We start from the raw sequence: 24,890 nt of genomic DNA, 5'->3' as shown, positions 1-24,890 counted from the left end.
GTCAGTCCTTGCGCTTCCGGCAATAAAGCTCCAGCCGGTGGCGCACCAGGTCGTAACCGAGCTCGGCGGCGATCTCCGCCTGCAATTGTTCGATCTTGTCCGAGCGGAACTCGATCACAGCACCCGTATCGATGTCGATCAGATGGTCGTGATGCGGGGCGTCCGCCGTCTCGAATCGAGCGGTCGCGTTCTCGAAGGCATGCCGCTGTACGACCCCCTGCTGCTCCAGCGCCGACAGCGTCCGGTAAACGGTCGAAAGCGACACCGTCGCATCGATTTCCTTCGCGCGCCGGTGCAATTCGCTGGCATCGGGATGATCCTCGGCCTCGGCCAGAATCTTAAGGATTGCAGCACGTTGGCGGGTAACGCGCACGCCGCCATCCCGCAGGATTCCTTCCAGTTCCTTGATCCGATTCTTGCTTTGTCTCATCATCCGACACTAGCCAAGGGCGACCTGTTTGAAAATAGCTAGTTGCAAATGGTTCTCATTTGCATTGACTTATGCAGGTCATTCGCCTACGCATAATGCCGGATTACATCGAGGCTGGTCCTGAGGAGTGATGAATGATCGATTGCACGAGGCGCATGATATTGGCGGCAGCAGCGGCGGCGGCCGCCTTTTCCTTCATTCCCGGCGCAGCGCTGGCCCAGGAAAAATTCAAGGCGGTCACCACGTTTACGGTCATTGCCGACATGGCGCGGAATGTCGCGGGCGACGCGGCAATCGTCGAATCGATCACCAAGCCCGGCGCGGAGATCCACAATTACCAGCCGACGCCACGCGACATCCTGAAAGCGCACGATGCCAAACTCATCCTCTGGAACGGGCTGAACCTGGAGCTCTGGTTCGAAAAATTCTTCCAGAACTTCGACGACATTCCGGGCGTCGTCGTCTCCGAAGGGGTCGAGCCGATGGGGATCGCGGAAGGACCCTATAGCGGCAAGCCGAACCCGCATGCCTGGATGTCGCCCTCGGCAGCGCTGATCTATGTCGACAACATCCGCGACGCCTTCGTGAAATTCGACCCTCAGAACGCCGAAACCTACAAGGCGAATGCCGAGGCCTATAAGCAGAAGATCGAGGCGGCCATCGCGCCGATCCGGGCCGAACTCGAGAAGATCCCGGCGGAAAAGCGCTGGCTCGTCTCGAGCGAGGGCGCCTTCAGCTACCTGATCCGCGACTTCGGCATGAAGGAACTCTATCTCTGGCCGATCAATGCCGATCAGCAGGGCACGCCGCAGCAGGTGCGCAAGGTGATCGACGCGGTGCGTGCCAACAACATTCCAGTGATCTTTTCAGAGAGCACGATCTCGCCGGATCCGGCCGAACAGGTGGCGCGGGAAACCGGTGCGAAGTATGGTGGCGTGCTTTATGTCGACTCCTTGAGCGAGGCAGACGGTCCGGTGCCGACCTATATCGACCTGCTTCGTGTTACCTCCGAAACGATCGCGAAAGGTCTTTCGCAATGAACCTTCAGGTAAAGGCGCGCGCCACGCCGCCGCCGCCGGCATCAACGGACGAGGGCAGCGGCATCCGTGTCCGCGGCGCGACGGTGGCCTATCGCACCGGTCACCGGGCGCTCCGCGACGCCTCCTTCGAGATCCCGACCGGCACGATCACCGGGCTCGTCGGCGTCAACGGCAGCGGCAAGTCGACCCTGTTCAAGGCGATCATGGGTTTCGTCCGGCTGGCGCAGGGCGAAATCTCGATCCTCGGCCTTTCCGTCTCGGCGGCGCTGAAGAGAAATCTCGTCGCCTATGTGCCGCAGGCCGAGGAGGTCGACTGGAGCTTCCCGGTTCTCGTCGAGGACGTGGTGATGATGGGCCGTTACGGCCACATGAACATGCTTCGGATCCCGAAGAAGGCGGATCATGACGCGGTCGAGGCCGCACTTGCGCGTGTCGGCATGAGCGATTTCCGCAAACGCCAGATCGGCGAGCTTTCCGGCGGCCAGAAGAAGCGCGTTTTCCTCGCCCGGGCATTGGCGCAGGACGGCCGCGTCATCCTGCTCGACGAGCCCTTTACCGGCGTCGACGTCAAGACCGAGGATGCGATCATCCGCCTGTTGATCGGCCTGCGCGACGAGGGGCGGGTGATGCTCGTCTCCACCCACAATCTCGGCAGCGTGCCGGAATTCTGCGACCGCACCGTGCTCCTGAAGAACACTGTGCTTGCCTACGGACCGACGCCGACCACGTTCACCCGCGACAATCTCGAACTCGCCTTCGGCGGCGTGCTGCGTCATTTCGTGCTCGGCGGCGAGAGCCTGCACGACGATGCCGATCCCCGCCAGCTTGCCGTCATCAGCGACGACGAGCGGCCGCTCGTCATGTACGGCGCGAAGGGGCAAATGGTGCCGCAGCCGGCAAAGCCCGAAACCGAGCCCGAACCGGACGACAAATGATTGCGGCCCTCACCGAACCCTTCACCTACAGCTACATGCTCAACGCCATGTGGGTCAGCGCACTCGTCGGGGCGGTCTGCGCCTTCCTCTCGGCCTATCTCATGCTCAAGGGCTGGTCGCTGATCGGCGACGCGCTTTCCCACTCGATCGTGCCCGGGGTCGCCGGTGCCTACATGCTGGGGCTTCCTTTTTCGCTCGGCGCCTTCTTTTCCGGCGCGCTTGCCGCAGCCGCCATGCTGTTCCTGAACCAGCGCACACGGCTGAAGGAGGACACCATCATCGGCCTCATCTTCACCTCCTTCTTCGGCCTCGGCCTTTTCATGGTGTCGCTGTCGCCAACCTCGGTGAACATCCAGACGATCGTGCTCGGCAATATCCTCGCCATCACCCCGGCCGACACACTGCAGCTCGCCATCATCGGCGTCGCTTCGCTGGCAATCCTCTTCGCGAAATGGAAAGACCTGATGGTGACCTTCTTCGACGAGAGCCATGCCCGTTCGATCGGCATCAACACGACCTTCCTGAAGGTGCTGTTCTTCACGCTGCTCTCGGCCTCTACGGTCGCCGCCCTTCAGACCGTCGGCGCCTTTCTCGTCGTTGCCATGGTCGTGACGCCCGGGGCGACCGCTTATCTGCTCACCGACCGCTTTCCGAAGCTGATCACGATCAGCGTGGCGATCGGCGCGCTCACGAGCTTTGTCGGCGCCTATGCAAGCTATTTTCTCGATGGCGCGACCGGCGGCATCATCATCGTGCTGCAGACGCTGATCTTCCTTCTCGCCTTCATCTTCGCTCCGAAGCATGGGCTGATCGCCGCCCGCCGCCGTGTGTCCGAGGCCCTGGAGGTCGCACGATGATGTCGCTCGACATGCTTCTCGTCGTTTTCGAATTCGAGTTCATGCGCAACGCGCTGCTGATCTCGGTCCTGGTCGCGATCCCGACGGCGATGCTCTCCTGTTTCCTCGTCCTCAAGGGCTGGTCGCTGATGGGCGACGCAATCTCGCACGCGGTCTTTCCCGGCGTCGTCATTTCCTACATCGTCGGCCTGCCGCTCGCGGTCGGCGCCTTTGCCGCCGGCATGTGCTGCGCGCTCCTGACCGGCTATCTCAAGGAAAACAGCCGCATCAAGCAGGACACGGTGATGGGCATCGTCTTTTCCGGCATGTTCGGTTTCGGCCTGGTGCTCTACACCAAGATCCAGAGCGATGTGCATCTCGACCACATCCTTTTCGGCGACATGCTCGGCATCGGCTGGGGCGACATCCTGGAAACGGGCATCATTGCGCTTGTTGCCGCCGGCATTCTCGGGCTCAAGTGGCGCGACCTGCTGCTGCACGCTTTCGATCCCGCCCAGGCGCGCGCCGTCGGGTTGCCGGTCGGATGGCTGCACTACGGGCTGCTTGCGATCCTGTCGCTGACGATCGTCGGTGCACTGAAGGCGGTCGGCCTCATCCTCGCGATCGCGATGCTGATTGCGCCCGGCGCGATCGCCTTTCTGCTCACGCGCACATTCGGCGGCATGCTGATCGTCGCGGTGCTCGTCGCCGTCGTCGCCTCTTTCGCCGGGGTCTACCTGTCCTTCTTCATCGACAGCGCTCCCGCGCCGACCATCGTGATGCTAATGACGGTGATCTTCCTCGCCGCCTTCGCCTATTCCACCTGGAGGACGGCACGCCTGGCGGGCTCGTTGAATTCAAACCATCAGCGCTCTCATGACTAGAGCCCTTCAAGGTTAAATTGAAACAGTTCTGTTGGCTCAAACGGAGTCGGATGGTCGACCGGCCGGCGCTCTTGGTCGAAAGGCTGTTCTTGTTGCCACCGCTTTGCGCGTGACGTTCATTTTTGCGCCAAGGGTTTCGCGTCGCGGAATAGCGGGGCAAGCTGACGAGCAAGCTCTTCGCTCAACGTGCGCATATAGGTCGCCGTTACGTGATGCTTGTCGTAATAGACCTGCACATTGCCAATGACTGCAGGGCAAATTTCAGCGGTGCAGAAGTAATCGGAAAAGTCCAGGAAATGCAGGTTTTCCTTGAAGGACGCCGCGCGTGTCGGACTGATCGGAGCGAGCACCAAATCCCGCTCCACCGTGCATTTCGGCGAGAAGCGACCATTGATTTCCACGCACTCGGGAACGTCAAAGCCAAACCAGGGCGTGTCGCGCATTGCCACGACAGGAATTCCCGCGGCCACCAGCTTCTCCCATTGCCGTTGATAACCAGCGGGAACTTCCTCGATGCCATCGATCACCCGCGTGGATGTGGTGAAAATCAGATCCGGCCTTGTCGTCAACAATCGTTCCATTAGCAGTTCGTTCCACTTGGTGCACGCATCGCGATATGCGGGTGCCTCGGACGATTCCTCCGAACTCAGGACGCAACTGCTCTTGGTGTAGGTGACGATTTTCCACTCTGGATGCCGCTGCAAGACGCCCTGTAGTGCAGGTAGCCAATGCACGCTGTGCGAACCGCCAACGAGCGCCAGAGTGTGGCTTGCGTCTCTCGGTCCATAACTGCAACTGAGCAAGGTGCTGCCCAGCAGCGACTGGTGGCAACCGTCCCGATACACGTCTGCATCGTCCCACTTTGCGGTCATTGGCCCAGGATGGACGGGGATATCACTCGAACCCGCCGCGAGCCCCTTGATAGCCGAACCGGGGTAACGCTCGGGATCCACGACACGCAGCCGCTCCTCGGCCATGCTTTGAGCAGCCTCTACTCTCCAGACGAACAGGCCCGCAGCAATCACAGCAAGGGCGACAATCGCTCCGAACGCCGTTTGCAAAGGGCGCTCATCCTCCTTCCGTCGGGGAAAACGTGCCTCCACGATTCGGGTCGTGAGATAGGAGAGGACGATAGAGACGATCAGGACGATCGTGCCCTCTATTGGACCGGCCGAGGTTTGATACGTGTAGGTGAGATAGAAGACGAGGATTGGCCAGTGCCAGAGATACAGACAGTAGGATATGTCCCCAAGCCACGTGAGCGGTCGCGCACCCAGCAAACTTGCGACGCCGAACCGCAACGGCGGACCATCGCCACAAGCAAGGATCGCAGCGGCGGCGAGTGTCGGCCAGAGCGCGGCGTAGCCGGGAAAAACAGTCGATATTTCAAGCAGGATGCCGCAACTCAAAATAGCTGCCAAACCAACCCATCCGCCGATGATCCGCAGCGTTGGCGACATAATAATACCAGGCAGCAACAGGCGAGTGATCCCACCAAGCGCGAATTCCCAGATCCGTGCAAAGGTGTCGAAGTAGGCGAATGCCTGGTTTCGGGACGTGCTGTAGATCGAGTAGGCTAACGACAGCGCGAACACACATATGAGAAACACCAACAGCTCAGTGCGCGACGGCCGACGCCTTATCAAAGTAAATATGGCAACACCCGCTGCCAAAATCAGCAGGCATTGGACCTGGGCGGACATTGCCCAGTAGTGCTGGACCGGGCTCCCCACTTCGTCTCGTGCGAGATAGTCGATCGCCGCAGTCGCCAGTAGCCAATTCTCCAGATATACCGAGCTGGCCGCAATCTGATGCATCCCGGTTTGCCATCGCATTCTGGGCAGCCAAAACGGCGCCGACATTGCGATCACAGCAATCACCAAAAAGGATGAGGGTAGAATCCGACGGGCCAACTTGGTGGCAAAGAGGACGAGGTCCACGTGATGCCCGGCTTCCGCCTGGCGCGCCAGCGACCCAATAAGCAGATAGCCGGAGACGATGAAGAACACATCGACACCACCGGAAACCCGGCCGATCCATATGTGATATATCGCGACCAGAAGCGCGCCGATTGCCCGCAGGCCCTGAATGTCATCGCGCCGCGGTACAGCACGAATATTCGGCTCGACTAGCACTTCGGTTCGGCCCCGGTAAACAGGTTGGGGTTCCCGGACAGCCTCGATAGAGCCTCGAAACGCATTAGGTCTGTTGATCCGATCGCCAACCTGCGTCACTCTCGAGATCGAATTAATCAATTTTACATTAACTGTTTAAAATGCCGGACAAAGCAATGCCAAGACCGGGAACGTCCCGGAGGTGCGGATCACTTTCGGCGTTAAGTGTCACAAAGGTTGATAATTGGCTCTGTCAATCAAAATCAATGCGCACCAGCTATGACGACAGGCGTGGAATAACAGCCTCACGCCTCAAATTCGTTGTGAGATTTTGGTATGAGTGAAAGCGCAGGGCAGCCGGTGTCTCAGCCGATCCGGGTCGCCTTCAATCTCTCCTCATCGAGAACGATGCCGAGGCCGGGCGCTTCGCCAAGATCGAGCCAGCCCCTCGCATGTCGGAGCGGCACTGCCATCGGATAGTCACGGCGCTCCCCGCTCCACTCCGGATTGTCGTAAGGATATTCGAGCCAGGGCGCATCGCCGACGCCCGCCGTCAGGTGTGCGTTTGCCAGCACGCCGATACCGTTGGTCCAGGAGTGCGGCGTGAACATCACGCCCGCCTCGCGCGCCTGCCAGGCGAGCCGGCGGCATCCAGTGATGCCGCCGACCAGCGCCACGTCCGGCTGGATCACGTCGAAGGCCCGCTCCTCGATGATGTCGCGGAATTCATAAAGCTCGCGCGTCATCTCTCCGCCGGCGATGCGGACAGATGTCGCATCGCTCAACCGTCTCATGCCTTTCCGGTCGGAGCGATGCAGCGGCTCCTCCATCCAGTAGACGCCGAGCCGTTCCAGTTCCATCGCTACCGTCAACGCATCCTTGAAGGTCCAGGCAAGCGTCGTATCCCAGGGCATGCGCCAGCCCTGATTGCAGTCGACCATCAGTTCCAGCCGGGCGCCGACCCGCGCCCGGATTGCCTCCAGCGCCCGCACATCTTCCCACCAGCCGTCGCGGCCGCCGCCGGACGAGGTGAAGCGGACCTTCATCGCCGGAAAACCTTCCTCCAGATAGCTTTCTGCCTGCGCCGCCATCGCGCCGGCATCACGCAGAACGCCCGACGATGCATAAAGACGGACGCGGTCCGCCCGCCCGCCAAGCATGCGCCACACGGGCTCGCCTGTGATCTTGCCGGCCAGGTCCCAGAGCGCCAGATCCATCGGCCAGCAGCGGCCATAGTGGAAGCTGATATGCGACAGCACCTCGTAGTGCCGCTCGACATGACGCGGATCCTCGCCGATGAAAAGATCTTCGTGACCCTCGAAGCCCTTCATGAGGTCGCCGGAGCCGATCCCCTCGCGGCCCTCGTCATCGCGCACCCGGACGATCGTCGCATCGAAGTGTTTGCGCGGGCGCCCGTCCCAGCTTGCCTTGAACGGCGGATCGAGCGGCAGGCGGTGATGGGTGATCTCGATGGAAACGATCTTGCTCATGGCTCTTCCGATCCGCCTCTTTGTCTTTCACATCTCTGCAAAGACTTAGCCAAACTGCTGCCAGATGGTCTTGTAGTCGCAATATTTGTCGATCGCATGCACCGAGCGGTCGCGGCCGAAGCCGGATTGCTTGAAGCCGCCGAAGGGAGTCGCGAAATTCGATATGTCGTAGCTGTTGATCCACACAGTGCCCGCATGAATCGCCTCGGAGAAGCGATGCGCCCGGTCCATGTCACGGGTGAAGACGGCGCCCGCCAACCCGTAGATGGTGTCATTGGCGATCCTCAGCGCCTCCTCCTCCGTGTCGAAAGCAATGGCGGCGAGCACCGGCCCGAAGATTTCCCGGCGCGCGAGCGTCATGTCGTTGGTCACGTCCACGAAGACGCCGGGCGAAACATAATAGCCGCCGGTTTCGCTCATCACGCGCTCGGCGCCAAAGGCACGGCGCCCGCCATCCCTTTCGCCGGCGTCGATCATCGAAAGCACCTTGTTCATGTGCTCCTCCTCGATCAATGCTCCGATCTGCGCCGAAGGATCGAGCGGATGGCCGAGCGTGATCTCGCCTCTGGTTACCGCCTCGATCTTTTCGATCAGCGTCTCCTGCACCGAGCGCTGGACGATCAGGCGCGTCGATGCGTGGCAGGTTTCGCCGGAATTGTAGAAGCAGCCCCAGGCGGCAGCACTTGCCGCCGCATCGAGATCGGCGTCCTCGAAGACGACGAGCGGCGACTTGCCGCCCAATTCCAGCGCCACGCGCTTGACGTTCGATTGCGCGGCATAGCCCATGATCAGCTTGCCAACCTCGGTCGAGCCGGTAAAGGCGATCATGTCGACATCCATGTGCAGCGCCAGCGGCTTGCCAGCCTCCTCGCCGTATCCGGTGACGACGTTGAACACACCCGCCGGAAGCCCCGCCTCCATTGCGAGTTCCGCAAGCCGGACGGCAGAGAGCGAAGACTGTTCGGCCGGCTTCAGGACGACCGAATTGCCGGTCGCGATCGCCGGCCCAAGCTTCCAGGCGTCGATAATCAGCGGATAGTTCCACGGCGTGATCGCGCCGATGACGCCGAGAGGCACTTTCCGCACCAAGGCGCGCGCGTTCGGCCCGGTCGGCGCGATCTCGTCATAGAGTTTGTCGATCATCTCGCCGTAGTACTGGATGCAGTCTGCTGCAAGGCGGACATCGACGTTGAGAGACGCCATGATCGGCTTGCCGACATCGAGCGTTTCCAGCAAAGCGAGCTCCTCGCCATGCTGCCGGATGAGATCCGCCCATTTGAGCATGATCTTCTTCTTTTCTAGCGGCTCCTTTTTGCGCCAGATGCCGCTCTCAAACGCAGCGCGGGCAGCCGCGACCGCCGCATCGACATCGGCGGCGTTACCACGGGCTAGCCTGGCGCCCGGCTTTCCATCCATCGGCCGGAGACGCGTGAACGTCGCGCCAGACGCGGAGGCCCTGTGCGCGCCATCGATGAAATGCCGACCCTCGGGCTTCAGTTCGGCAAGGAGGCTTTCCCAATAGGCGCGCGTGTATTCCTTCGCCATCTCATTGTCCTTTCGCCAGCGCCATCATCTTCGCCGCAAAGCGGTCGATTTCGGCATCCGTCACGTCGCGAATCGTTGAGCGGCGCATGGGTCGGTTTTCCGGAGCTTTCATCTCGCGGGCGAGATCATCGACGTGAAATGCGTCGAACGCTCTCGGCAAAGCACGCGCGACGCCGCAGCGGTCCATCAGATCAGAGACGAAGGCAGGGAGATCGGCGGCCTTGTCAACGCCGCAAGCGCTCGCCGCACGGTCGAGATCGGCCGTGTCCGCCTCCACGAGCCAGCCGATCGTCGCCTCGAACCCAAGCGCCGTCGCGAGCCCGTGATGCACCGGCGCAAGCCCGGCCAAAGCATGGCTGATGTTATGCGCGATCGCCGTGCCGCAATTGTCGATGGCAATACCGGCATAGCAGGAGCCGAGCAGCACCTTGCCCCGCGCCTCCAGATTGCCGGGCTCCTTGACCGCTGTCTCCAGCGCGCCGGTAATCAGCCGCAGCGCCTCATGCGCATAGAACTGGGCGCCGCTGTGCGAATTGCGATTGGTCGCCGCTTCGAAAGCGTGGACGAACGCATCGAGCCCGCACCAGGCGGTAAGATTGGCGGGCAGGGTCACGGTCAGCGTTGGATCAAGCAGCACCAGATCGGCCTTTGTCTCGGCCCCCCAGATCCAGAGCTTCTTGCCTTCCGGTCCTGAAAAGATGTTGGTGGCGGAGGTCTCTGATCCGGTACCCGCCGTCGTCGGCACCAGGATCTTCTTCAAGGTTTTTTTGGGTAGCGGATTGGCGGCGAGCGCATAGTGCATCGGATCCTTGCCAGATGCCGCGCAACAGGCGACGATCTTGGCGATGTCGAGCGCCGAGCCGCCGCCGATGCCTACGACAAGATCGCAACCCGCAGCCGTTTCAAGCGCCGCGTGCAGGTGGGCAAGTTTCGGCTCTCCGCTGAATTCCGAGAAGAGGCGGGCGCGGATGCCCTCCTGCTCGAGGGCATTCGTAACACATTCGCTCAAACCGGATTGCGCGAGAAAGACATCGATAACGATGATCGCGCGTTTCACGCCAAGCGTCCTTGCGGCGAGGCCAAGGGTCTGATGAATATTCTCTCCGAAGCGAATTTCCGGAATGAACGACATGGAGAACTGCAAGGTCGTGCTCCCGGCTGGCCTGCGTCGCGGCTTTACCCTGCAACACGATCTGATATTTTCAAACCCGGTGAATTTTCGGCCTTTTTGATAACCTGAAGTCATGGAAAACCGTCTGCTCGATCGCATTCCGCTGGAAGCCTTCCGCGTCTTCGATGCCGCGAGCCGGCACATGAACTTTTCCCGCGCCGGTCGCGAGCTCAACATCACCCAGGCGGCCGTCAGCCGTCGCATCAAGACGCTTGAGGATCACCTTGGAAGTCCACTCTTCAGCCGTCGCGGCAAGAACCTGGAACTGACACCGCAAGGCGAGAGGCTTTTCCAGCGAGTCCGCGCCTCGCTCGACTATCTCGAGGAAAGCCTAGAACCTTTCCGCGGCGCTTCCGGCCAGACGATCTCGATCGCCGCCAGCGGCTCGGTCTCCCACCTCTGGCTCGGTACGCGATTACGTGAATTCGGCAAGGAGAACCCCGGTATTTCCATCCGTCTCTTGACAACCGACAGCCCCTCCGAACTTGCCTCGGAAAACAACGACCTCGTCATCCTCTACTCAACCGGAGACCACCCGCGCTGGTCGCTGACCCTGTTGATGGCCGAGGAGTTGGCACCGGTCGCCTCGCCCGACTATCTCGCCGCCCGGAGCCTTCAAGCGGCCGAGCTGCAACCCGAGGCCATAGCCGCCCTCGATCTCATCGACTACGACCGCTTCAACGCTCACTGGATTTCGTTCCAGAAGTGGTTTGAGCGGATCGAGCCCTCCCGGCACGGCGCAAGGCCGCGTCCGAAATATACGTTCTCGACCTATGTGATGGCGATCGATGCGGCCCTGCGCGGCGACGGCGTGGCGCTCGGCAGCCTTGGGCTGGTGCGGGAACATCTCAACGATGGCCGACTGGCGATGCTCGGCCAACGCAGCCTCGCCTCCGGCTACGGCTATTATCTCGGCCTGCCGCGCAACCGGCCGTCGACGGACGAGGTGCTTCGACTCCATGCCGCGCTGAGCAGGCCGGCATGAACGGCGTGCTTCACATGAGCCGGCAACCCCGGCTCTCTGGAACTTTGGCTGCGTGCGTTGCGAGGCTGGCTCCGCGCTGCTCGGCTTGCGTCGGTCGGGCATCCTTCAAGGCGGGGCGCTGACATCGGATGGAGAAGAAGCAGAAAGGCCGTTCCGGCATCGCTTTTTTCTTCCTTGCCGTGGGACTCGTCTTCACCGCGATCCTCGCGACCGTTCTCCTTGCCAACGAACAGCGCAACCTGAAACAGCTCCTCACGGCCGCCGGCTTGCCGACGACGTTCTTGGAGACGGCGAAACAAGCAGAGGAGACGAAGCAAGCCAGGCCGGCGAGCGAGGTCCTCGGGAAACCGGAGGCGCCGCGTATGTTGCTGCCGGCCCGGACCTTTGAAAACCTGGACACGCCGGAGCAACAGTTTTTGCGCGAGATCCGCAGCGACCCGCGCGCGCTTTGCGAAGGCTTGCGCGACGTGGGCTTTCGTGAACTCGAGTGGAAATCCGCCGAGAGCGGCCGGTGGGAATGCTCGTCGCTCATCCCGCTTGCCCGGCCCGGCGAAGACAACCCCTCGTCGATCTTCATTTTCGTCAAAGGCAGCGGCGAAGACGAGATCACCTCGTTCCGCGTGAAGCTGAACATCGAACGGCCTGAGGACACACAGGCCGTCACCAGCGCCGCCGCCAAAGCCGCCTCGGTCTTCCTGACGCAGGTCCGCTGGGCGGACAGCGAAAGCATCGCCTTGCGGATCCAGGCGCTCAAGGAATTCGACCTCAAACGGTTTGGCAGCCGCATCCAGTTCAAGCAGGAATCGGGTGACGTTCCCCGCTACAATTTCCTCGCTAACCAAGCGGCGCGAACACGGCCGAAGAGTATCGCCGAACTCTTTTTCGATCGCGGCAAATGGCTCACCCCTGGCGACGGTTCGGCTGTTTCCTTCGTGCGCGGGCCGGCGGCCTGGAACGCGCCTGACGCCATGCCCGACAACGCCTCTCCATCAGCGGATGAGCAATCAGGGCGCTGAACCCACCACCGCTCAGCGGTCGATGCGGGTCGAAAGGATGATCGACGACAGTGTTTTTTCGACCCCGTCGATTTCACCGATCCGGTCGATCAGCAGGTCGAGTTCGCTGATCGAGGCCGCCGCCACAACAGCGATGAGATCAAAACTGCCGCTGACGGAATGGAGCGTGCGGATCTCCCGGATCGCGCCGAGCTCCGGCGTAACGCGGCTCAGCGCCCGCGGCGCGATGGTGATCAGCACATGCGCCTTCACCAGGCCTTTCTCGTAGTTTTCCGAAAGCCGCACGCCATAGCCGGCAATGACTCCCTCGCGCTCCAGCCGTTCGATTCGCGCCTGCACCGTCGTGCGCGAAAGGCCGAGTCGGCGCGCAATCGTCGCCGTCGGCATGCGCGCATTCTCGCTCAGGATGGCGAGGAGTTCACGGTCCTTCTCGGTCACTTTCATATCGTCGGTCCATTTTGGCGAATTGCCGATAATAGACCGGCGATTTAGCCACATCGACGCTTCAAATCAACTTAGCATCGCGAGAAAATAGAATACGAATAGGCTCATACCCTGGGGAAAAGAATGAAAGACATCGTTGTCATCGGCGCCGGCAAGATCGGCTCTACAATTGCTCGCATGCTGGCACATACCGGAGACTATCGCGTCTGCGTTGCCGACCGCAGCGCCGAGCAATTGCAACAGGTGGAAAAGCACGAGGCCATTTCGACCGCGATCATCGACATCGCCGACGGAAAAGCCCTCGTCGGTCTACTGACCGGCAAGTTCGCCGTGTTGAGCGCCGCGCCGTTCCACCTGACGGTCGCCATTGCCGAAGCCGCTGCAGAAGCCGAGATTCACTATCTCGACCTGACCGAGGATGTCGAATCGACCCGCCAGGTCAAGGCGATCGCGGCACAAGCGAAGACGGCCTTCATTCCGCAGTGCGGCCTTGCGCCGGGCTTCATCTCGATCGTCGCCAACGATCTGGCGAAGCGCTTCGAGACGCTGGAGAGCGTGCGCATGCGCGTCGGCGCGCTGCCGCAATATCCGTCCAACGCTCTCAACTATAACCTGACCTGGAGCACAGACGGCGTCATCAACGAATATATCGAGCCTTGCGAAGCGATCGTCGAAGGTTCGCTGATCGAAGTTCCGGCGATGGAAGAGCGCGAGGAATTCTCGCTCGACGGCGTCACCTACGAGGCCTTTAACACCTCCGGCGGCCTCGGCACTCTCTGCGAAACGCTTAAGGGCAAGGTCCGCACGCTGAACTACAAGACGATCCGCTATCCGGGTCACGCCGCCATCTTCAAGGCACTCCTGAACGACCTTGGCCTGCGTCATCGCCGCGAAGTGCTGAAGGATATTCTGGAGAACGCCCTGCCGACCACCACGCAGGACGTCGTCGTCATCTTCGTCACGGTTTCCGGCTTCCGCGAAGGCCGCCTGGTTCAGGAAACCTACGCCAACAAGGTCTACAGCGGTGTCGTCGCCGGACGCATGCAGAGCGGCATCCAGATCACCACGGCCGGCAGCATCTGCGCTGTCCTCGACCTGCTCGCCGAAGGCAAGATCGCGACGAAGGGCTTCGTCCGCCAGGAAGACATCGCACTCGACACCTTCCTCGCCAACCGCTTCGGTCGCTACTACGCGCAGAAGCACGAGACGGAACGCGCAGCGAGCTGAGCTTTTTGCTGCAATCGAGAAGACGGAAATGCCCGGACATGCGCTGGGCATTTTGCTTTCGGGCCGAAGTGGATCAACCCGAATGCCGAGAGGGGCCTATCTTCGCGGCGACGTCATCACCCGCATCGCCGACCATCCGGTCAACAGGGTCGACGAATTATTGCCATGGACGATGCGCCGTTAAGATCGATAGTAGCTGCCGCGCCTCTTCCTAGGGTTTCGGATTCTACGCCGGATTGACAATGACCACGGCCAAACACGCGGCTAGGACCGGGTGGATTGCTGGCCATTTGAACAGCAGTGCCAAGATGGCACCCGCGTAAATCGCGAGCGCCAAATAGAAAGCGATGGAAAATGGCCCGGCACACGAGCTGCTTCACCGGACGTTACGGCACGCGAGCGCAAGAGACGCCGCTGTGGTCTCATTGTGAGACGCCCGCCGAGCACAGCATCTGGTTCCCGAGAAAAATGAAATAGGCGGCGCCGCGCCTCGCGGCCGGGAGGAAGCGCCATCACGAACGCTTCGCGACGCCTGAGAGAAATATTTCGCGTCGGCCTTGCCGAGCGCACGAAAAACCCCGCTCGAGGCGGGGTTCGATAGGCATTATCCCTTGTCGGGATGTCCCTTTCAGGCCGGGATGACGATCTCCCCGAGCTTCGTCAGTTCGGCGATAAATTGCTCGAGACGAGTTTTCTTCTCGTCGCCCGCGCCTTCCAGTTCGGCGCGAACTGCGTCGATGCGGTTTTCCAGCACCGTCCGATCGAGTTCATCGACGTGGACGGCGGACTCGGCGAGCAGCGTGCAACCGGTCGGCAGGATGTCGGCGAAACCGCCGAAAACCGCAAAGCGCTCGGTCTTGCCGTCAGCCATCTTCACGGTAACCACGCCCGGCTTGACGGTCGTCATCGTCGGCGCGTGATTGGCCATCACGGTCATCTCGCCCTCGGTTGCCGGGATGACGACCTCCGTCACCTTTTCCGAAAGCAGCAGGCGCTCGGGGGAAACAAGCTCAAAATTGAAACTGTCGGCCATGACCATTCACTTCTGGTGCGCGCGCCACCCGTTGGCAGCGGCTGTGGCATGTTCTCCGCCGCTCTTGGCGGCAGAATGAAAACCGTGGCGCGAAATGTTCACGCCACGGTTTACGATGCAAATCAGGCAGCTTCGGCAGCCAGCTTCTTGGCCTTCTCGATGGCTTCCTCGATGGAACCGACCATGTAGAAGGAAGCTTCCGGCAGGTGATCGTACTCGCCGTTGACGAGGCCCTTGAAGCCCTTGATCGTGTCTTCGAGTGCGACCAGCTTGCCCGGCGAACCGGTGAAGACTTCAGCGACGAAGAACGGCTGCGACAGGAAGCGCTCGATCTTGCGGGCGCGGGCAACCGTCAGCTTGTCCTCTTCGGAAAGTTCGTCCATGCCGAGGATGGCGATGATGTCCTGAAGCGCCTTGTAGCGCTGCAGCGTGCCCTGCACCTTACGCGCAACTTCGTAGTGCTCTTCGCCGACGATCATCGGGTCGAGCATGCGCGAGGTCGAGTCGAGCGGGTCCACGGCCGGGTAGATACCCTTTTCGGCGATCGAGCGCGACAGAACGGTCGTTGCGTCGAGGTGGGCGAACGAGGTTGCCGGCGCCGGGTCGGTCAAGTCGTCGGCCGGAACGTAGATGGCCTGAACCGAGGTGATCGAGCCCTTGGTCGTCGTGGTGATACGCTCCTGCATCGTGCCCATGTCGGTCGCGAGCGTCGGCTGATAACCCACGGCCGACGGGATGCGGCCGAGCAGAGCCGAAACTTCGGAGCCTGCCTGCGTGAAGCGGAAGATGTTGTCGACGAAGAACAGAACGTCCTGGCCCTCGTCGCGGAACTGTTCGGCCACCGTCAGACCGGTCAGCGCGACTCGGGCACGGGCACCCGGCGGCTCGTTCATCTGGCCGTAGACCAGCGCAGCCTTGGAGCCTTCGCCGCCGCCGTGCTTGTTCACGCCCGATTCGATCATTTCGTGGTAGAGGTCGTTGCCTTCGCGGGTGCGTTCGCCGACGCCTGCGAAGACCGAGTAACCACCGTGCGCCTTGGCGACGTTGTTGATCAGTTCCATGATCAGAACGGTCTTGCCGACGCCTGCGCCACCGAAGAGGCCGATCTTGCCGCCCTTTGCATAGGGAGCGAGCAGGTCGACGACCTTGATGCCGGTGACGAGGATCTGCGCTTCCGTCGACTGCTCGACATAGGAGGGTGCTTCCTGGTGGATGGCGCGGCGTGCCGACGTTTCCAGCGGGCCGGCTTCATCGACCGGCTCGCCGATAACGTTCATGATACGGCCGAGCGTTTCCTTGCCGACCGGAACCGCGATCGGAGCGCCCGTATCGGTGACCGACTGGCCGCGAACCAGACCTTCGGTCGAATCCATCGCGATCGTGCGGACGGAGTTTTCGCCGAGATGCTGCGCGACTTCGAGAACGAGGCGGTTGCCCCTGTTGTCGGTTTCCAGCGCGTTCAGGATCTTCGGAAGCTGACCTTCCTCAAAAGCGACGTCGACGACGGCGCCGATAACCTGCGTGACGCGACCGACAGCGCCGGTAGCCGCAACGACTGTCTTGGCGGGAGCTGCCTTACGCGGTGCAGCGGGCTTCTTCGCCGCTGCGGTTTCTTTCGGGGTAGCTGCCTTAGCCATAATTCTTACCCTCTTTCGTAACCTTAGAGCGCTTCCGCGCCAGAGATGATTTCAATGAGTTCCTTGGTGATCTGCGCCTGCCGCTGACGGTTGTAGTTGAGCGTCAGCTTGTTGATCATCTCACCGGCGTTGCGCGTCGCACTGTCCATGGCGCTCATCTTGGCGCCCATTTCCCCAGCGACATTCTCGAGCAGAGCCCGGAAGATCTGCACCGAGATGTTGCGCGGAATGAGATCGGTCAGGATAGCGCCCGCGTCCGGCTCGTATTCGTAGATCGCCGAAGCAGCCGTGGCGTCCGCGGAAACATCACCGGCCGCAGCCGGGATGAGCTGCTGCGCAGTCGGAACCTGCGAAATGACGGACTTGAACTCGGAGTAGAACAGCGTGCAGACATCGAACTCGCCCTTCTCGAAGAGCCCGATGACCTTGTGCCCGATCTGATCGGCGTTTTCGAAACCGATCTTCTTGACTTCACGCAGGTCGACACGGTCGATGATGAGCGACGCGAATTCGCGCCGCAGCATGTCGAAGCCCTTCTTGCCGACGCAGATGATCTTCACGGTCTTGCCGGCAGCGAGCAGCTTGCGCACATGGTCGCGGGCAAAGCGCGCGATCTGCGAGTTGAAGCCGCCGCAGAGGCCGCGTTCCGCCGTGCAGACGATCAGCAGATGCGTGTCGTCCCTGCCGGTTCCCGCCATCAGCTGCGGTACGCTCTCGTCCGCGCCAACCGCCTGGGCGATATTGGCGAGAACGGTAGCCATGCGCTGCGAATAAGGCCGGGCGGCCTCGGCCGCCTCCTGCGCACGCCGAAGCTTCGCCGCGGCGACCATCTTCATCGCCTTGGTAATCTTCTGCGTCGCCTTGACGGAGGCGATCCGGTTTTTCAGATCCTTAAGTGAAGGCATCCGTTGTCCGTCCTAAATGAAATCCGCTCAGGCGAAAGACTTGGCGAAGGTGTCGATAGCAGCCTTCAGCTTGCCCTTGGTGTCGTCGGAAATCGCCTTTTCCGTGCGGATCGTTTCCAGCACGTCCTTGCCTTCCGAACGCAGGTAGGAAAGCAGGCCCTGCTCGAACTTGCCGACCTGGTTGACCGGCAGCTTGTCGAGGTAGCCGTTGACGCCGGCGAAGATCACCGCCACCTGCTCTTCCGTCTTCAGCGGCGAGAACTGCGGCTGCTTCAGGAGTTCAGTCAGGCGAGCACCGCGGTTCAAGAGGCGCTGCGTTGCAGCATCGAGGTCCGAGCCGAATTGCGCGAACGCCGCCATTTCGCGGTACTGCGCGAGTTCGCCCTTGATCGAGCCTGCGACCTGCTTCATCGCCTTGATCTGCGCCGAGGAGCCGACGCGCGAGACCGACAGACCGACGTTAACGGCCGGACGGATGCCCTGGTAGAACAGGTCGGTTTCAAGGAAGATCTGGCCGTCGGTGATCGAGATCACGTTGGTCGGGATGAACGCGGACACGTCGTTGCCCTGCGTCTCGATAACCGGCAGAGCCGTCAGCGAGCCGGCACCACTGTCTTCGTTGAGCTTTGCAGCGCGCTCCAGCAGGCGCGAATGCAGGTAGAAAACGTCGCCGGGATAGGCCTCGCGGCCCGGCGGGCGGCGCAAGAGCAACGACATCTGGCGGTAGGCGACAGCCTGCTTGGAAAGGTCGTCATAGCCGATCAGCGCGTGCTTGCCGTTATCGCGGAAGTATTCGCCCATCGTGCAGCCGGCGAACGGAGCGAGATACTGCATCGGAGCCGGGTCGGAGGCGGTAGCAGCAACGATGATCGAGTACTGCAGCGCGCCACGCTCTTCGAGAACCTTGACGAACTGAGCGACGGTCGAGCGCTTCTGGCCGATAGCGACGTAGACGCAGTAGAGCTTGTCCTGTTCCGGGCCGTTGTCGTGGATCGGCTTTTGGTTCAGGAAGGTGTCGAGGATGATCGCGGTCTTGCCGGTCTGGCGGTCGCCGATGACGAGCTCGCGCTGGCCGCGACCGACCGGGATGAGGGCGTCGATCGCCTTAAGGCCGGTCGACATCGGCTCGTGAACCGACTTACGCGGAATGATGCCCGGCGCCTTGATGTCAACGCGGGAGCGCTGCTTGGCGTTGATCGGGCCCTTGCCGTCGATCGGGTTGCCGAGCGCGTCGACGACGCGGCCAAGCAGTTCCGGACCAACCGGGACGTCCACGATGGCGCCGGTCCGCTTGACGGTGTCGCCTTCCTTGATGTCACGGTCGGAGCCGAAGATAACCACACCGACGTTGTCGGCTTCGAGGTTCAGCGCCATGCCGCGAATTCCACCCGGGAATTCGACCATCTCGCCTGCCTGAACGTTGTCGAGGCCGTAGACGCGGGCGATACCGTCACCGACGGAAAGCACCTGGCCAACTTCGGAGACTTCTGCTTCCTGGCCGAAATTTTTGATCTGATCTTTGAGAATTGCGGAAATTTCCGCGGCGCGGATATCCATCAGCCGACCTCTTTCAGTGCAAGCTTAAGGGTAGAGAGTTTGGTGCGAAGGGAGGTGTCAATCTGGCCGGAACCGACCTTGACGATCAGACCTCCAAGAATAGACGGGTCGACGGTGACGTTGACCGCCACGTCTTTGCCGGTGACGCCCTTGAGCGTCGCCTTCAATTCAGTTTCCTGCGCCTGTGTCAGCGCATGCGCCGACGTGACGTCGGCGGAAATCTCGCCGCGGTGGCGCGCAGCAATCAGGCGGAATGCCTTGATAATGCCCGGCAGCGCAAAGAGGCGGCGGTTACGGGCGACGACCTTGAGGAAGTTGCCGACCAGACCGGAAATACCAGCCTTCTCGGCGACCGCGGAAATGGCCTTGAACTGGTCCTCGGCAGAAAAGACGGGGCTCACGATCAGGCGCTTGAGATCATCGCTGCCGTCGATCAGCGCCTGGACGCGATTAAGATCGGCACCGACCGCATCGATCGAACCTGCCTCGAGAGCGAGCTCGAAGAGCGAGGACGCATATCTTTCTGCAACACCGGAAATAAGCTGGGATGTGTCTGCCACGGGCACAAGCTTCTCTCAAATTCATCCAAGAACGTCAGCTGCGGCGAACCGTTGACTTAACATCTTGAATTTGCTGCAATAACTTGCAGGATATCGAGGCCGTTCCGACCCAGTTCCCCCGCAATTCGCGGTTCGTCTAGCATAGGATGTTTGGACTCGCAACACGCCAACGGCAGGAATGCGGCATAAGTCGACCCCGTGGGGCGAATTTTGCCGTAAATCCCGAACGCAACGTTGAAACCGCGTCTACACGCCTCAGATCAGCCCGAAAACGTAAGCAAGCGGCAGGATCGCAAGCACCGCCTGAATGGCAAGGGCGATCCAGTTGAAAAGTGTCCCACCATTGTCGCTCATTATCGACAGGATGCGGCCAAACGCAGCGAGCGCGAAGGCAGCGCCGACGGCAAGATAGACCATCGGCTGGCCGAGCAGGATGGCGCCGAGGCCGAGACCGACATGCATGCCGCCCATAGTGGAGCGCGCTTCCGCAAGCCCGCCGCGGCGCCCTTCGGCAATGCCGATGCCGGCTGCACGAAACGCAACACGCGGTGCAAAGAGCATGACAAGGCCGATGAGGGTCGCGGCCGCCGCCGCGCAAAATGCCAGAAACTCCCCGGTTTCCGTCGGAATGTAGAACTCCATGCCGTCCCCGCTGATGGAATCATCCCCGTTGGCGTCGCGCTCGCGTGATTCCTCGCAGACGCAGCACCGGGGGAGGTCTAGCGCATGTCGGCGCCGATGTGAATCCGCTCCGTTGCGTTCGAACCATCGATCACAGAAAACTCTGCGGATCGATGTCGAGCTGCACGCTGATCGATCCCCTCTCCTTGGGCCCGCCGGCAATCATCGCCTTGACGAAGGCCTGCATGTCGCTGTTGCGCCGTCCGTGGACGAGCAGGCGGAAGCGGTGGCGACCACGGATAAGCGCAAGCGGCGCCTCGGCCGGACCGAGGATCGAGATGCCGTCGACACGCGGGGCGGCCATACGCAAGCCGCGCGCATGGCTTTCGGCGTCGTTGCGCGTGTCGGCCGACACGATGATCGAGGCTAGCCGGCCGAAGGGCGGCAGGGCGGCGCGTTCCCGCTCGTTGATCTCGCGCTCGTAGAAGGCGTCCGAATCACCCGAGACGATCGCCTGCATCACCGGGTGCTGCGGCTGGTAGGTCTGCAGCAGGCCAAGGCTCTTCAGGCCCGTCCGCCCGGCGCGCCCCGTCACCTGCGAGAGCAGCTGGAACGTCCGCTCCGCCGCCCGCGGATCGCCATTGGCGAGACCGAGATCGGCGTCAACGATGCCGACCAGCGTCATCATCGGGAAGTTATGGCCCTTGGCGACGAGCTGCGTGCCGATAACGATGTCCGCCTCGCCACGTGCGATCGCCTCCAGTTCCAGCCTCAGCCGTTTGACACCCATCAGGTCGGACGAGAGCACAATCGTCCGGGCCTCGGGAAAATGCCGCTCGACCTCCTCGGCAATACGCTCGACCCCGGGGCCGCAGGCGACCAGATGATCGAGCGTGCCGCATTCTGGGCAGGCTTCCGGCGTCCTTTCGGAGTAGCCGCAGTGATGGCACTGGATCTGGCCGCGGAAGCGGTGCTCGACGAGCCAGCTCGAGCAGTCCGGGCACTGGAACCGATGGCCGCAGACACGGCAGAGCGTCAAGGGCGCGTAGCCGCGCCGGTTCAAAAACAAGAGCGCCTGTTCGCTGCGGCCGATCGCCTTGCCGATCTGGTTGAGGAGCACCGGCGAAAGAAAGCCACCGCGTTCGGGCGGATGGCGGCGCATGTCGACGACGCCGAGATGCGGCAGCGCCGCATCGCCGAAGCGCGTCGGCAGGTGGATCGGCCTGTAGCGGCCCATCTCGCCGTTAACGCGGCTTTCGACGGACGGCGTTGCCGAGACGAGCACGACCGGAAAGCCACTGATCCGCCCGCGCACCACGGCCATATCGCGGGCATTGTAGAAGACGCGGTCCTCCTGCTTGTAGGCGGGATCGTGTTCCTCGTCGACGATGATCAAGCCAAGATCCTCGAAAGGCAGGAACAGCGCCGAGCGGGCGCCGGCAACGACACGCACCTGGCCCGTCGTCACCTGCCGCCACACCTTCTCGCGCGTTCGCGGTGCGAGGTCCGAATGCCATTCCGCCGGCTTTGCACCGAAGCGGTCCTGGAAGCGTTCGAGGAAACTTGCGGTAAGCGCGATTTCCGGCAGCAGGATCAGCACCTGCTTGCCGGCACGCAAGGTCGCGGCGATCGCCTCGAAATAGACCTCGGTCTTGCCGGAGCCGGTAATGCCGTCGATGAGCGAAACGGAGAATCTTCTCTCTTCCACTGCCGCCAGCAGATCGGCCGCGGCGCTTTTCTGCGCGCCCTCCAGCCGGGGAGCGGCGAAACACGGATCGGGCGGGGCGACAACGGGTGGCGGCGGCATGAAGACGGTTTCGAACACGCCCCGCGCGGTAAGTCCGTCGACGACGCTGGAAGAAACGCCCGCCGCATGCGCGAGCCCAGACCGCGTCCAGGAAAAACCGTCGCTTGCCGCCGCAATGACCCGTTCGCGCGCCGATGTCATACGCTCCGGCCGTTGGTCCGTCAGCCGCAGCGCTTCCACCATCGGCTCCGGATCGAATGCCGTCGGCGCACGCAACGCCATGCGTGCGACGAGGCCGGGCGGTGTCACCGTATAGGCCGCCACCCAATCGAGAAAGGCCCGCATGTCGCCCGTCAGCGGCGGGCAGTCGAACACCTTCTCGATCTGCTTCAATTTCTTCGGATCGACCGCACCATCGTCGGCACCGTCCCAAACGACGCCCACGACGAAACGCGGCCCCAGCGGCACCTGCACGATCGATCCCGGCTCGACCGCCATGCCATCCGGCACCACATAGGAATAGGCCCTCGGCGCCGGCATCGGCACCAGGACGGGCACAATGCGGCGGTCGAATACGGCCCCGAATAAATCGGTTGAATCAAGAGTCATTTTGCCGTGACCTTGCCACCGCTTTCAGTTAAAGAAAACTGCGCAGCGAACCGCTGCCTTGTGGATAGCAGGGTTTGTCACGGTTCCATCAGAGTTTCAACGCGCGGTTTCTGCCCGCGGATTTTCCGGCCGGCAGATATGCGCCCCAACGGCAATCATGCCCCAAGGGAGACACCTCCATGAAATTTTTCGTTGATACCGCCGATGTGAAGGAAATCCGGGAACTGAATGACCTCGGCCTGCTCGACGGCGTCACCACGAACCCGTCGCTCATCCTGAAGTCGGGCCGCGACATCGTTGAAGTCACCAAGGAAATCTGCTCGATCGTCGAGGGACCGGTTTCTGCGGAAGTGACGGCAACCGAATACAGCGAGATGATGAAGGAGGCGGCCGCCCTTTCGAAGATCGCCGACAACATCTGCATCAAGGTCCCGCTGACGCTTGACGGCCTCAAGGCCTGCAAGGCGCTGACCTCGGACGGTCACCAGACGAACGTCACCCTCTGCTTCTCCGCCAACCAGGCGCTGCTTGCCGCCAAGGCCGGCGCTACCTTCGTCTCGCCCTTCATTGGCCGCCTCGACGATATCGCCTTCGACGGCATGGACCTCATCCGTGAAATCCGCCACATCTTCGACAACTACGGCTACGAGACGGAAATCCTCGCCGCCTCCGTGCGCACGGTCAACCACGTCAAGGAAGCCGCTCTCATCGGCGCCGACGTCGTCACCGCACCGCCGGCAACGCTGAAGGCGCTCGTCAAGCACCCGCTGACGGACAAGGGCCTGGAAATGTTCCTGGCCGACTGGGCAAAGACCGGCCAGAAGATCGGCTGATCGGCGACTGGAATCTAGAAGGGGCCTCGCAGCGATGCGGGGCCTTTTTAATTGGTCTATCCATCGCGGTTGGTGCCGCTTGCCCCTCACCCGCCCTTCCCCGCAAGCGGAGCGAGGGGATTTTCAGCGGCGCCGCGAAGCTCCTTCGCCCCGCTTGCGGAGAAGGTGGCCGGCAGGCCGGATGTGGGGCGGACATGGAGAGAGCCGTGCCGTTCAGATCTGGCTGACCGACGGCTGGAACACGGCATCGCTATCGGCCGCGAGGTTGAAGACTGTATGTCTTTCCAGCGCACGCGTGACCTCTGCCGGATCGCCGTCGAGCGCTTCGGGCGCGATCAGATTGCCGACGCGAAAATCGAAAAGGTCGCCCTTCTTGTTCAGAAGTTCATGGAACACCGTCATGTCGCGCAGTTCCGTCGACCATTTGGCGAACCAGTAGAAGAGACCGGAATTGCGCGCGCCCATATGCACCGGCAGAATCGGCAGACCGTACTTGCGCGCGAAACCGACGGCGGAGCTTTTCCATGGACGTTCGTTGAGGCGCCCATCGGCCCAGTAGGCGATACGGCCCGAAGGGAAAAGCACGGTTGCCTTGCCCTCTTCGATGGCGCGATTGGTGACCTGCAACGTTTCGCGGGCCTTGAGCTTGCTCTTGTATTCTTCGCGCCATTCGACCGGGATGACCATCTCGACGAATCGCGGATTGACCCTGATCGCGTCGCGATTCGCAAAGAACATCATGTCCGGTCGGCGGGACTTCAAAAGATCGAAGACCGCTATGCCGTCGGCAATGCCGGTCGGATGATTGCTGACAAGGAGAAAGCCGCCTTTTGCCGGGATGCGCTCGGCCTTGTCGACGCGAATGTCGAGCGAAAGCAGCGAGCTCAAGTGCTCGAACGCCTGAAAGCCCTGCATGTTGGCGACCGCATCGGCGAATTCGATCGCCTTGCGATAGTTGAGCAGCGTGTAGAGAAAGGGGCGCATCACCGGCCACAACGGATGCCGGACGATCTTCTTGCCGCGCTCGGCAATCAGCGTGTCGACGATATGGCCGGGCTGCCCTTGTGAAACCAGGGCAATGGCCTCAGCAAAGTGCGCGAATCCGTCCCCCATATCCCGTCTCGCCATAGTCTCATCCGCGTTTGCTGATCGACCATCGCAGTTCAATATGATCGAACAATGACAAATTCCAAGGGTGCGACAGCAAAAAGAAGTGCGTTAGCAAAAACATAAGACGCCCGGCGACATTGTGTACGGCACACGAAATCGCC

Annotated in this window: 23 protein-coding genes; 9 read left to right on the top strand and 14 right to left on the bottom strand. The window is 61.7% G+C overall.

Features of this window, described 5'->3' with window-relative positions:
* Position 1: 1 nt before the first annotated feature.
* Positions 2–430, bottom strand: a complete 429-nt coding sequence (locus tag PZN02_RS07555; protein WP_153436669.1) for a Fur family transcriptional regulator — start codon at positions 428–430, stop codon at positions 2–4.
* A gap of 134 nt (positions 431–564) precedes the next feature.
* On the opposite strand from PZN02_RS07555, the gene PZN02_RS07550 reads away from it, so the two are divergent.
* From PZN02_RS07550 to PZN02_RS07535, 4 genes are read left to right on the top strand one after another with little or no spacing between them, the layout of a single operon-like run.
* Positions 565–1,470: a metal ABC transporter substrate-binding protein gene (locus PZN02_RS07550; RefSeq protein WP_280660969.1), complete on the top strand. Its 906-nt coding sequence runs from the start codon at positions 565–567 to the stop codon at positions 1,468–1,470.
* On the top strand, positions 1,467–2,405 hold the full coding sequence (locus PZN02_RS07545) for a manganese/iron ABC transporter ATP-binding protein (protein WP_280660968.1): 939 nt from the start codon (positions 1,467–1,469) through the stop codon (positions 2,403–2,405). Before PZN02_RS07550 ends, PZN02_RS07545 begins: the two co-directional genes overlap by 4 nt.
* Entirely contained in the window at positions 2,402–3,262 is an 861-nt protein-coding gene (locus PZN02_RS07540; RefSeq protein ID WP_280660967.1) for a metal ABC transporter permease, read from the top strand. The genes PZN02_RS07545 and PZN02_RS07540 overlap by 4 nt, the downstream gene beginning before the upstream one ends.
* Positions 3,259–4,125 (top strand): metal ABC transporter permease, encoded by an 867-nt coding sequence (locus PZN02_RS07535; protein WP_280660966.1) that lies wholly within the window; start codon positions 3,259–3,261, stop codon positions 4,123–4,125. Before PZN02_RS07540 ends, PZN02_RS07535 begins: the two co-directional genes overlap by 4 nt.
* 116 nt (positions 4,126–4,241) lie before the next feature.
* On the opposite strand, the gene PZN02_RS07530 is transcribed toward PZN02_RS07535, so the two are convergent.
* The 4 genes from PZN02_RS07530 to PZN02_RS07515 form a co-directional block, all read right to left on the bottom strand.
* Positions 4,242–6,260, bottom strand: coding sequence for an acyltransferase family protein (locus PZN02_RS07530; RefSeq protein WP_280660965.1), 2,019 nt, complete (start codon positions 6,258–6,260; stop codon positions 4,242–4,244).
* Between the two features lie 344 nt (positions 6,261–6,604).
* Positions 6,605–7,729 carry a mandelate racemase/muconate lactonizing enzyme family protein gene (locus PZN02_RS07525; RefSeq protein WP_280660964.1) on the bottom strand — a complete coding sequence of 375 codons (1,125 nt, stop codon included), beginning with the start codon at positions 7,727–7,729 and terminating at the stop codon, positions 6,605–6,607.
* A gap of 45 nt (positions 7,730–7,774) precedes the next feature.
* Positions 7,775–9,274 (bottom strand): aldehyde dehydrogenase, encoded by a 1,500-nt coding sequence (locus PZN02_RS07520; protein ID WP_280660963.1) that lies wholly within the window; start codon positions 9,272–9,274, stop codon positions 7,775–7,777.
* Between the two features lies 1 nt (position 9,275).
* Positions 9,276–10,418, bottom strand: a complete 1,143-nt coding sequence (locus PZN02_RS07515) for an iron-containing alcohol dehydrogenase (protein WP_280660962.1) — start codon at positions 10,416–10,418, stop codon at positions 9,276–9,278.
* 100 nt (positions 10,419–10,518) lie between these two features.
* On the opposite strand from PZN02_RS07515, the gene PZN02_RS07510 reads away from it, so the two are divergent.
* Positions 10,519–11,430 (top strand): LysR substrate-binding domain-containing protein, encoded by a 912-nt coding sequence (locus PZN02_RS07510; RefSeq protein WP_280660961.1) that lies wholly within the window; start codon positions 10,519–10,521, stop codon positions 11,428–11,430.
* Positions 11,431–11,558: 128 nt separating this feature from the next.
* Positions 11,559–12,446 carry a DUF6030 family protein gene (locus tag PZN02_RS07505; RefSeq protein ID WP_280660960.1) on the top strand — a complete coding sequence of 296 codons (888 nt, stop codon included), beginning with the start codon at positions 11,559–11,561 and terminating at the stop codon, positions 12,444–12,446.
* 12 nt (positions 12,447–12,458) lie between these two features.
* Here the strand turns inward: PZN02_RS07505 and PZN02_RS07500 are convergent, their stop codons facing one another.
* Positions 12,459–12,890, bottom strand: a complete 432-nt coding sequence (locus PZN02_RS07500) for an Lrp/AsnC family transcriptional regulator (RefSeq protein WP_280660959.1) — start codon at positions 12,888–12,890, stop codon at positions 12,459–12,461.
* A 123-nt stretch (positions 12,891–13,013) separates the two neighbouring features.
* Here PZN02_RS07500 and PZN02_RS07495 point away from each other — a divergent pair, with 123 nt between their 5' ends.
* Together PZN02_RS07495 and PZN02_RS07490 are read left to right on the top strand one after the other, a co-directional pair.
* Positions 13,014–14,117 carry a saccharopine dehydrogenase family protein gene (locus PZN02_RS07495; protein ID WP_280660958.1) on the top strand — a complete coding sequence of 368 codons (1,104 nt, stop codon included), beginning with the start codon at positions 13,014–13,016 and terminating at the stop codon, positions 14,115–14,117.
* An 82-nt stretch (positions 14,118–14,199) separates the two neighbouring features.
* The gene (locus PZN02_RS07490) at positions 14,200–14,301 is read left to right on the top strand and encodes a transposase domain-containing protein (protein WP_280660957.1); all 102 of its coding nucleotides are present in this window, start codon (positions 14,200–14,202) and stop codon (positions 14,299–14,301) included.
* Positions 14,302–14,745: 444 nt separating this feature from the next.
* On the opposite strand, the gene PZN02_RS07485 is transcribed toward PZN02_RS07490, so the two are convergent.
* From PZN02_RS07485 to PZN02_RS07455, 7 genes are all read right to left on the bottom strand, one after another.
* The gene (locus PZN02_RS07485) at positions 14,746–15,150 is read right to left on the bottom strand and encodes a F0F1 ATP synthase subunit epsilon (RefSeq protein ID WP_136508998.1); all 405 of its coding nucleotides are present in this window, start codon (positions 15,148–15,150) and stop codon (positions 14,746–14,748) included.
* Between the two features lie 122 nt (positions 15,151–15,272).
* The gene (gene atpD, locus PZN02_RS07480; protein WP_280660956.1) at positions 15,273–16,787 is read right to left on the bottom strand and encodes a F0F1 ATP synthase subunit beta; all 1,515 of its coding nucleotides are present in this window, start codon (positions 16,785–16,787) and stop codon (positions 15,273–15,275) included.
* Between the two features lie 23 nt (positions 16,788–16,810).
* Positions 16,811–17,692, bottom strand: coding sequence for a F0F1 ATP synthase subunit gamma (locus tag PZN02_RS07475; protein ID WP_280660955.1), 882 nt, complete (start codon positions 17,690–17,692; stop codon positions 16,811–16,813).
* Between the two features lie 27 nt (positions 17,693–17,719).
* Positions 17,720–19,249, bottom strand: coding sequence for a F0F1 ATP synthase subunit alpha (gene atpA / locus PZN02_RS07470; protein WP_280660954.1), 1,530 nt, complete (start codon positions 19,247–19,249; stop codon positions 17,720–17,722).
* Positions 19,249–19,815, bottom strand: coding sequence for a F0F1 ATP synthase subunit delta (locus PZN02_RS07465; protein ID WP_280660953.1), 567 nt, complete (start codon positions 19,813–19,815; stop codon positions 19,249–19,251). The genes atpA and PZN02_RS07465 overlap by 1 nt, the downstream gene beginning before the upstream one ends.
* A 249-nt stretch (positions 19,816–20,064) precedes the next feature.
* Complete coding sequence (locus tag PZN02_RS07460; protein ID WP_280660952.1) at positions 20,065–20,451, bottom strand: AGROH133_08824 family phage infection protein; 387 nt, start codon at positions 20,449–20,451, stop codon at positions 20,065–20,067.
* 130 nt (positions 20,452–20,581) lie between these two features.
* Entirely contained in the window at positions 20,582–22,786 is a 2,205-nt protein-coding gene (locus PZN02_RS07455; RefSeq protein WP_280660951.1) for a primosomal protein N', read from the bottom strand.
* Between the two features lie 179 nt (positions 22,787–22,965).
* Between PZN02_RS07455 and fsa the strand changes: the two genes are divergently transcribed.
* Positions 22,966–23,619, top strand: a complete 654-nt coding sequence (gene fsa, locus PZN02_RS07450; RefSeq protein ID WP_280660950.1) for a fructose-6-phosphate aldolase — start codon at positions 22,966–22,968, stop codon at positions 23,617–23,619.
* A gap of 213 nt (positions 23,620–23,832) precedes the next feature.
* On the opposite strand, the gene PZN02_RS07445 is transcribed toward fsa, so the two are convergent.
* Complete coding sequence (locus tag PZN02_RS07445) at positions 23,833–24,747, bottom strand: GNAT family N-acetyltransferase (protein ID WP_280660949.1); 915 nt, start codon at positions 24,745–24,747, stop codon at positions 23,833–23,835.
* Between the last annotated feature and the right edge of the window lie 143 nt (positions 24,748–24,890).

This window comes from Sinorhizobium garamanticum, assembly GCF_029892065.1.
Taxonomy (GTDB): Bacteria; Pseudomonadota; Alphaproteobacteria; order Rhizobiales; family Rhizobiaceae; genus Sinorhizobium; species Sinorhizobium garamanticum.
Note: the sequence above shows the minus strand (reverse complement) of the source record. Positions and strands in the feature narration are given on the sequence as shown.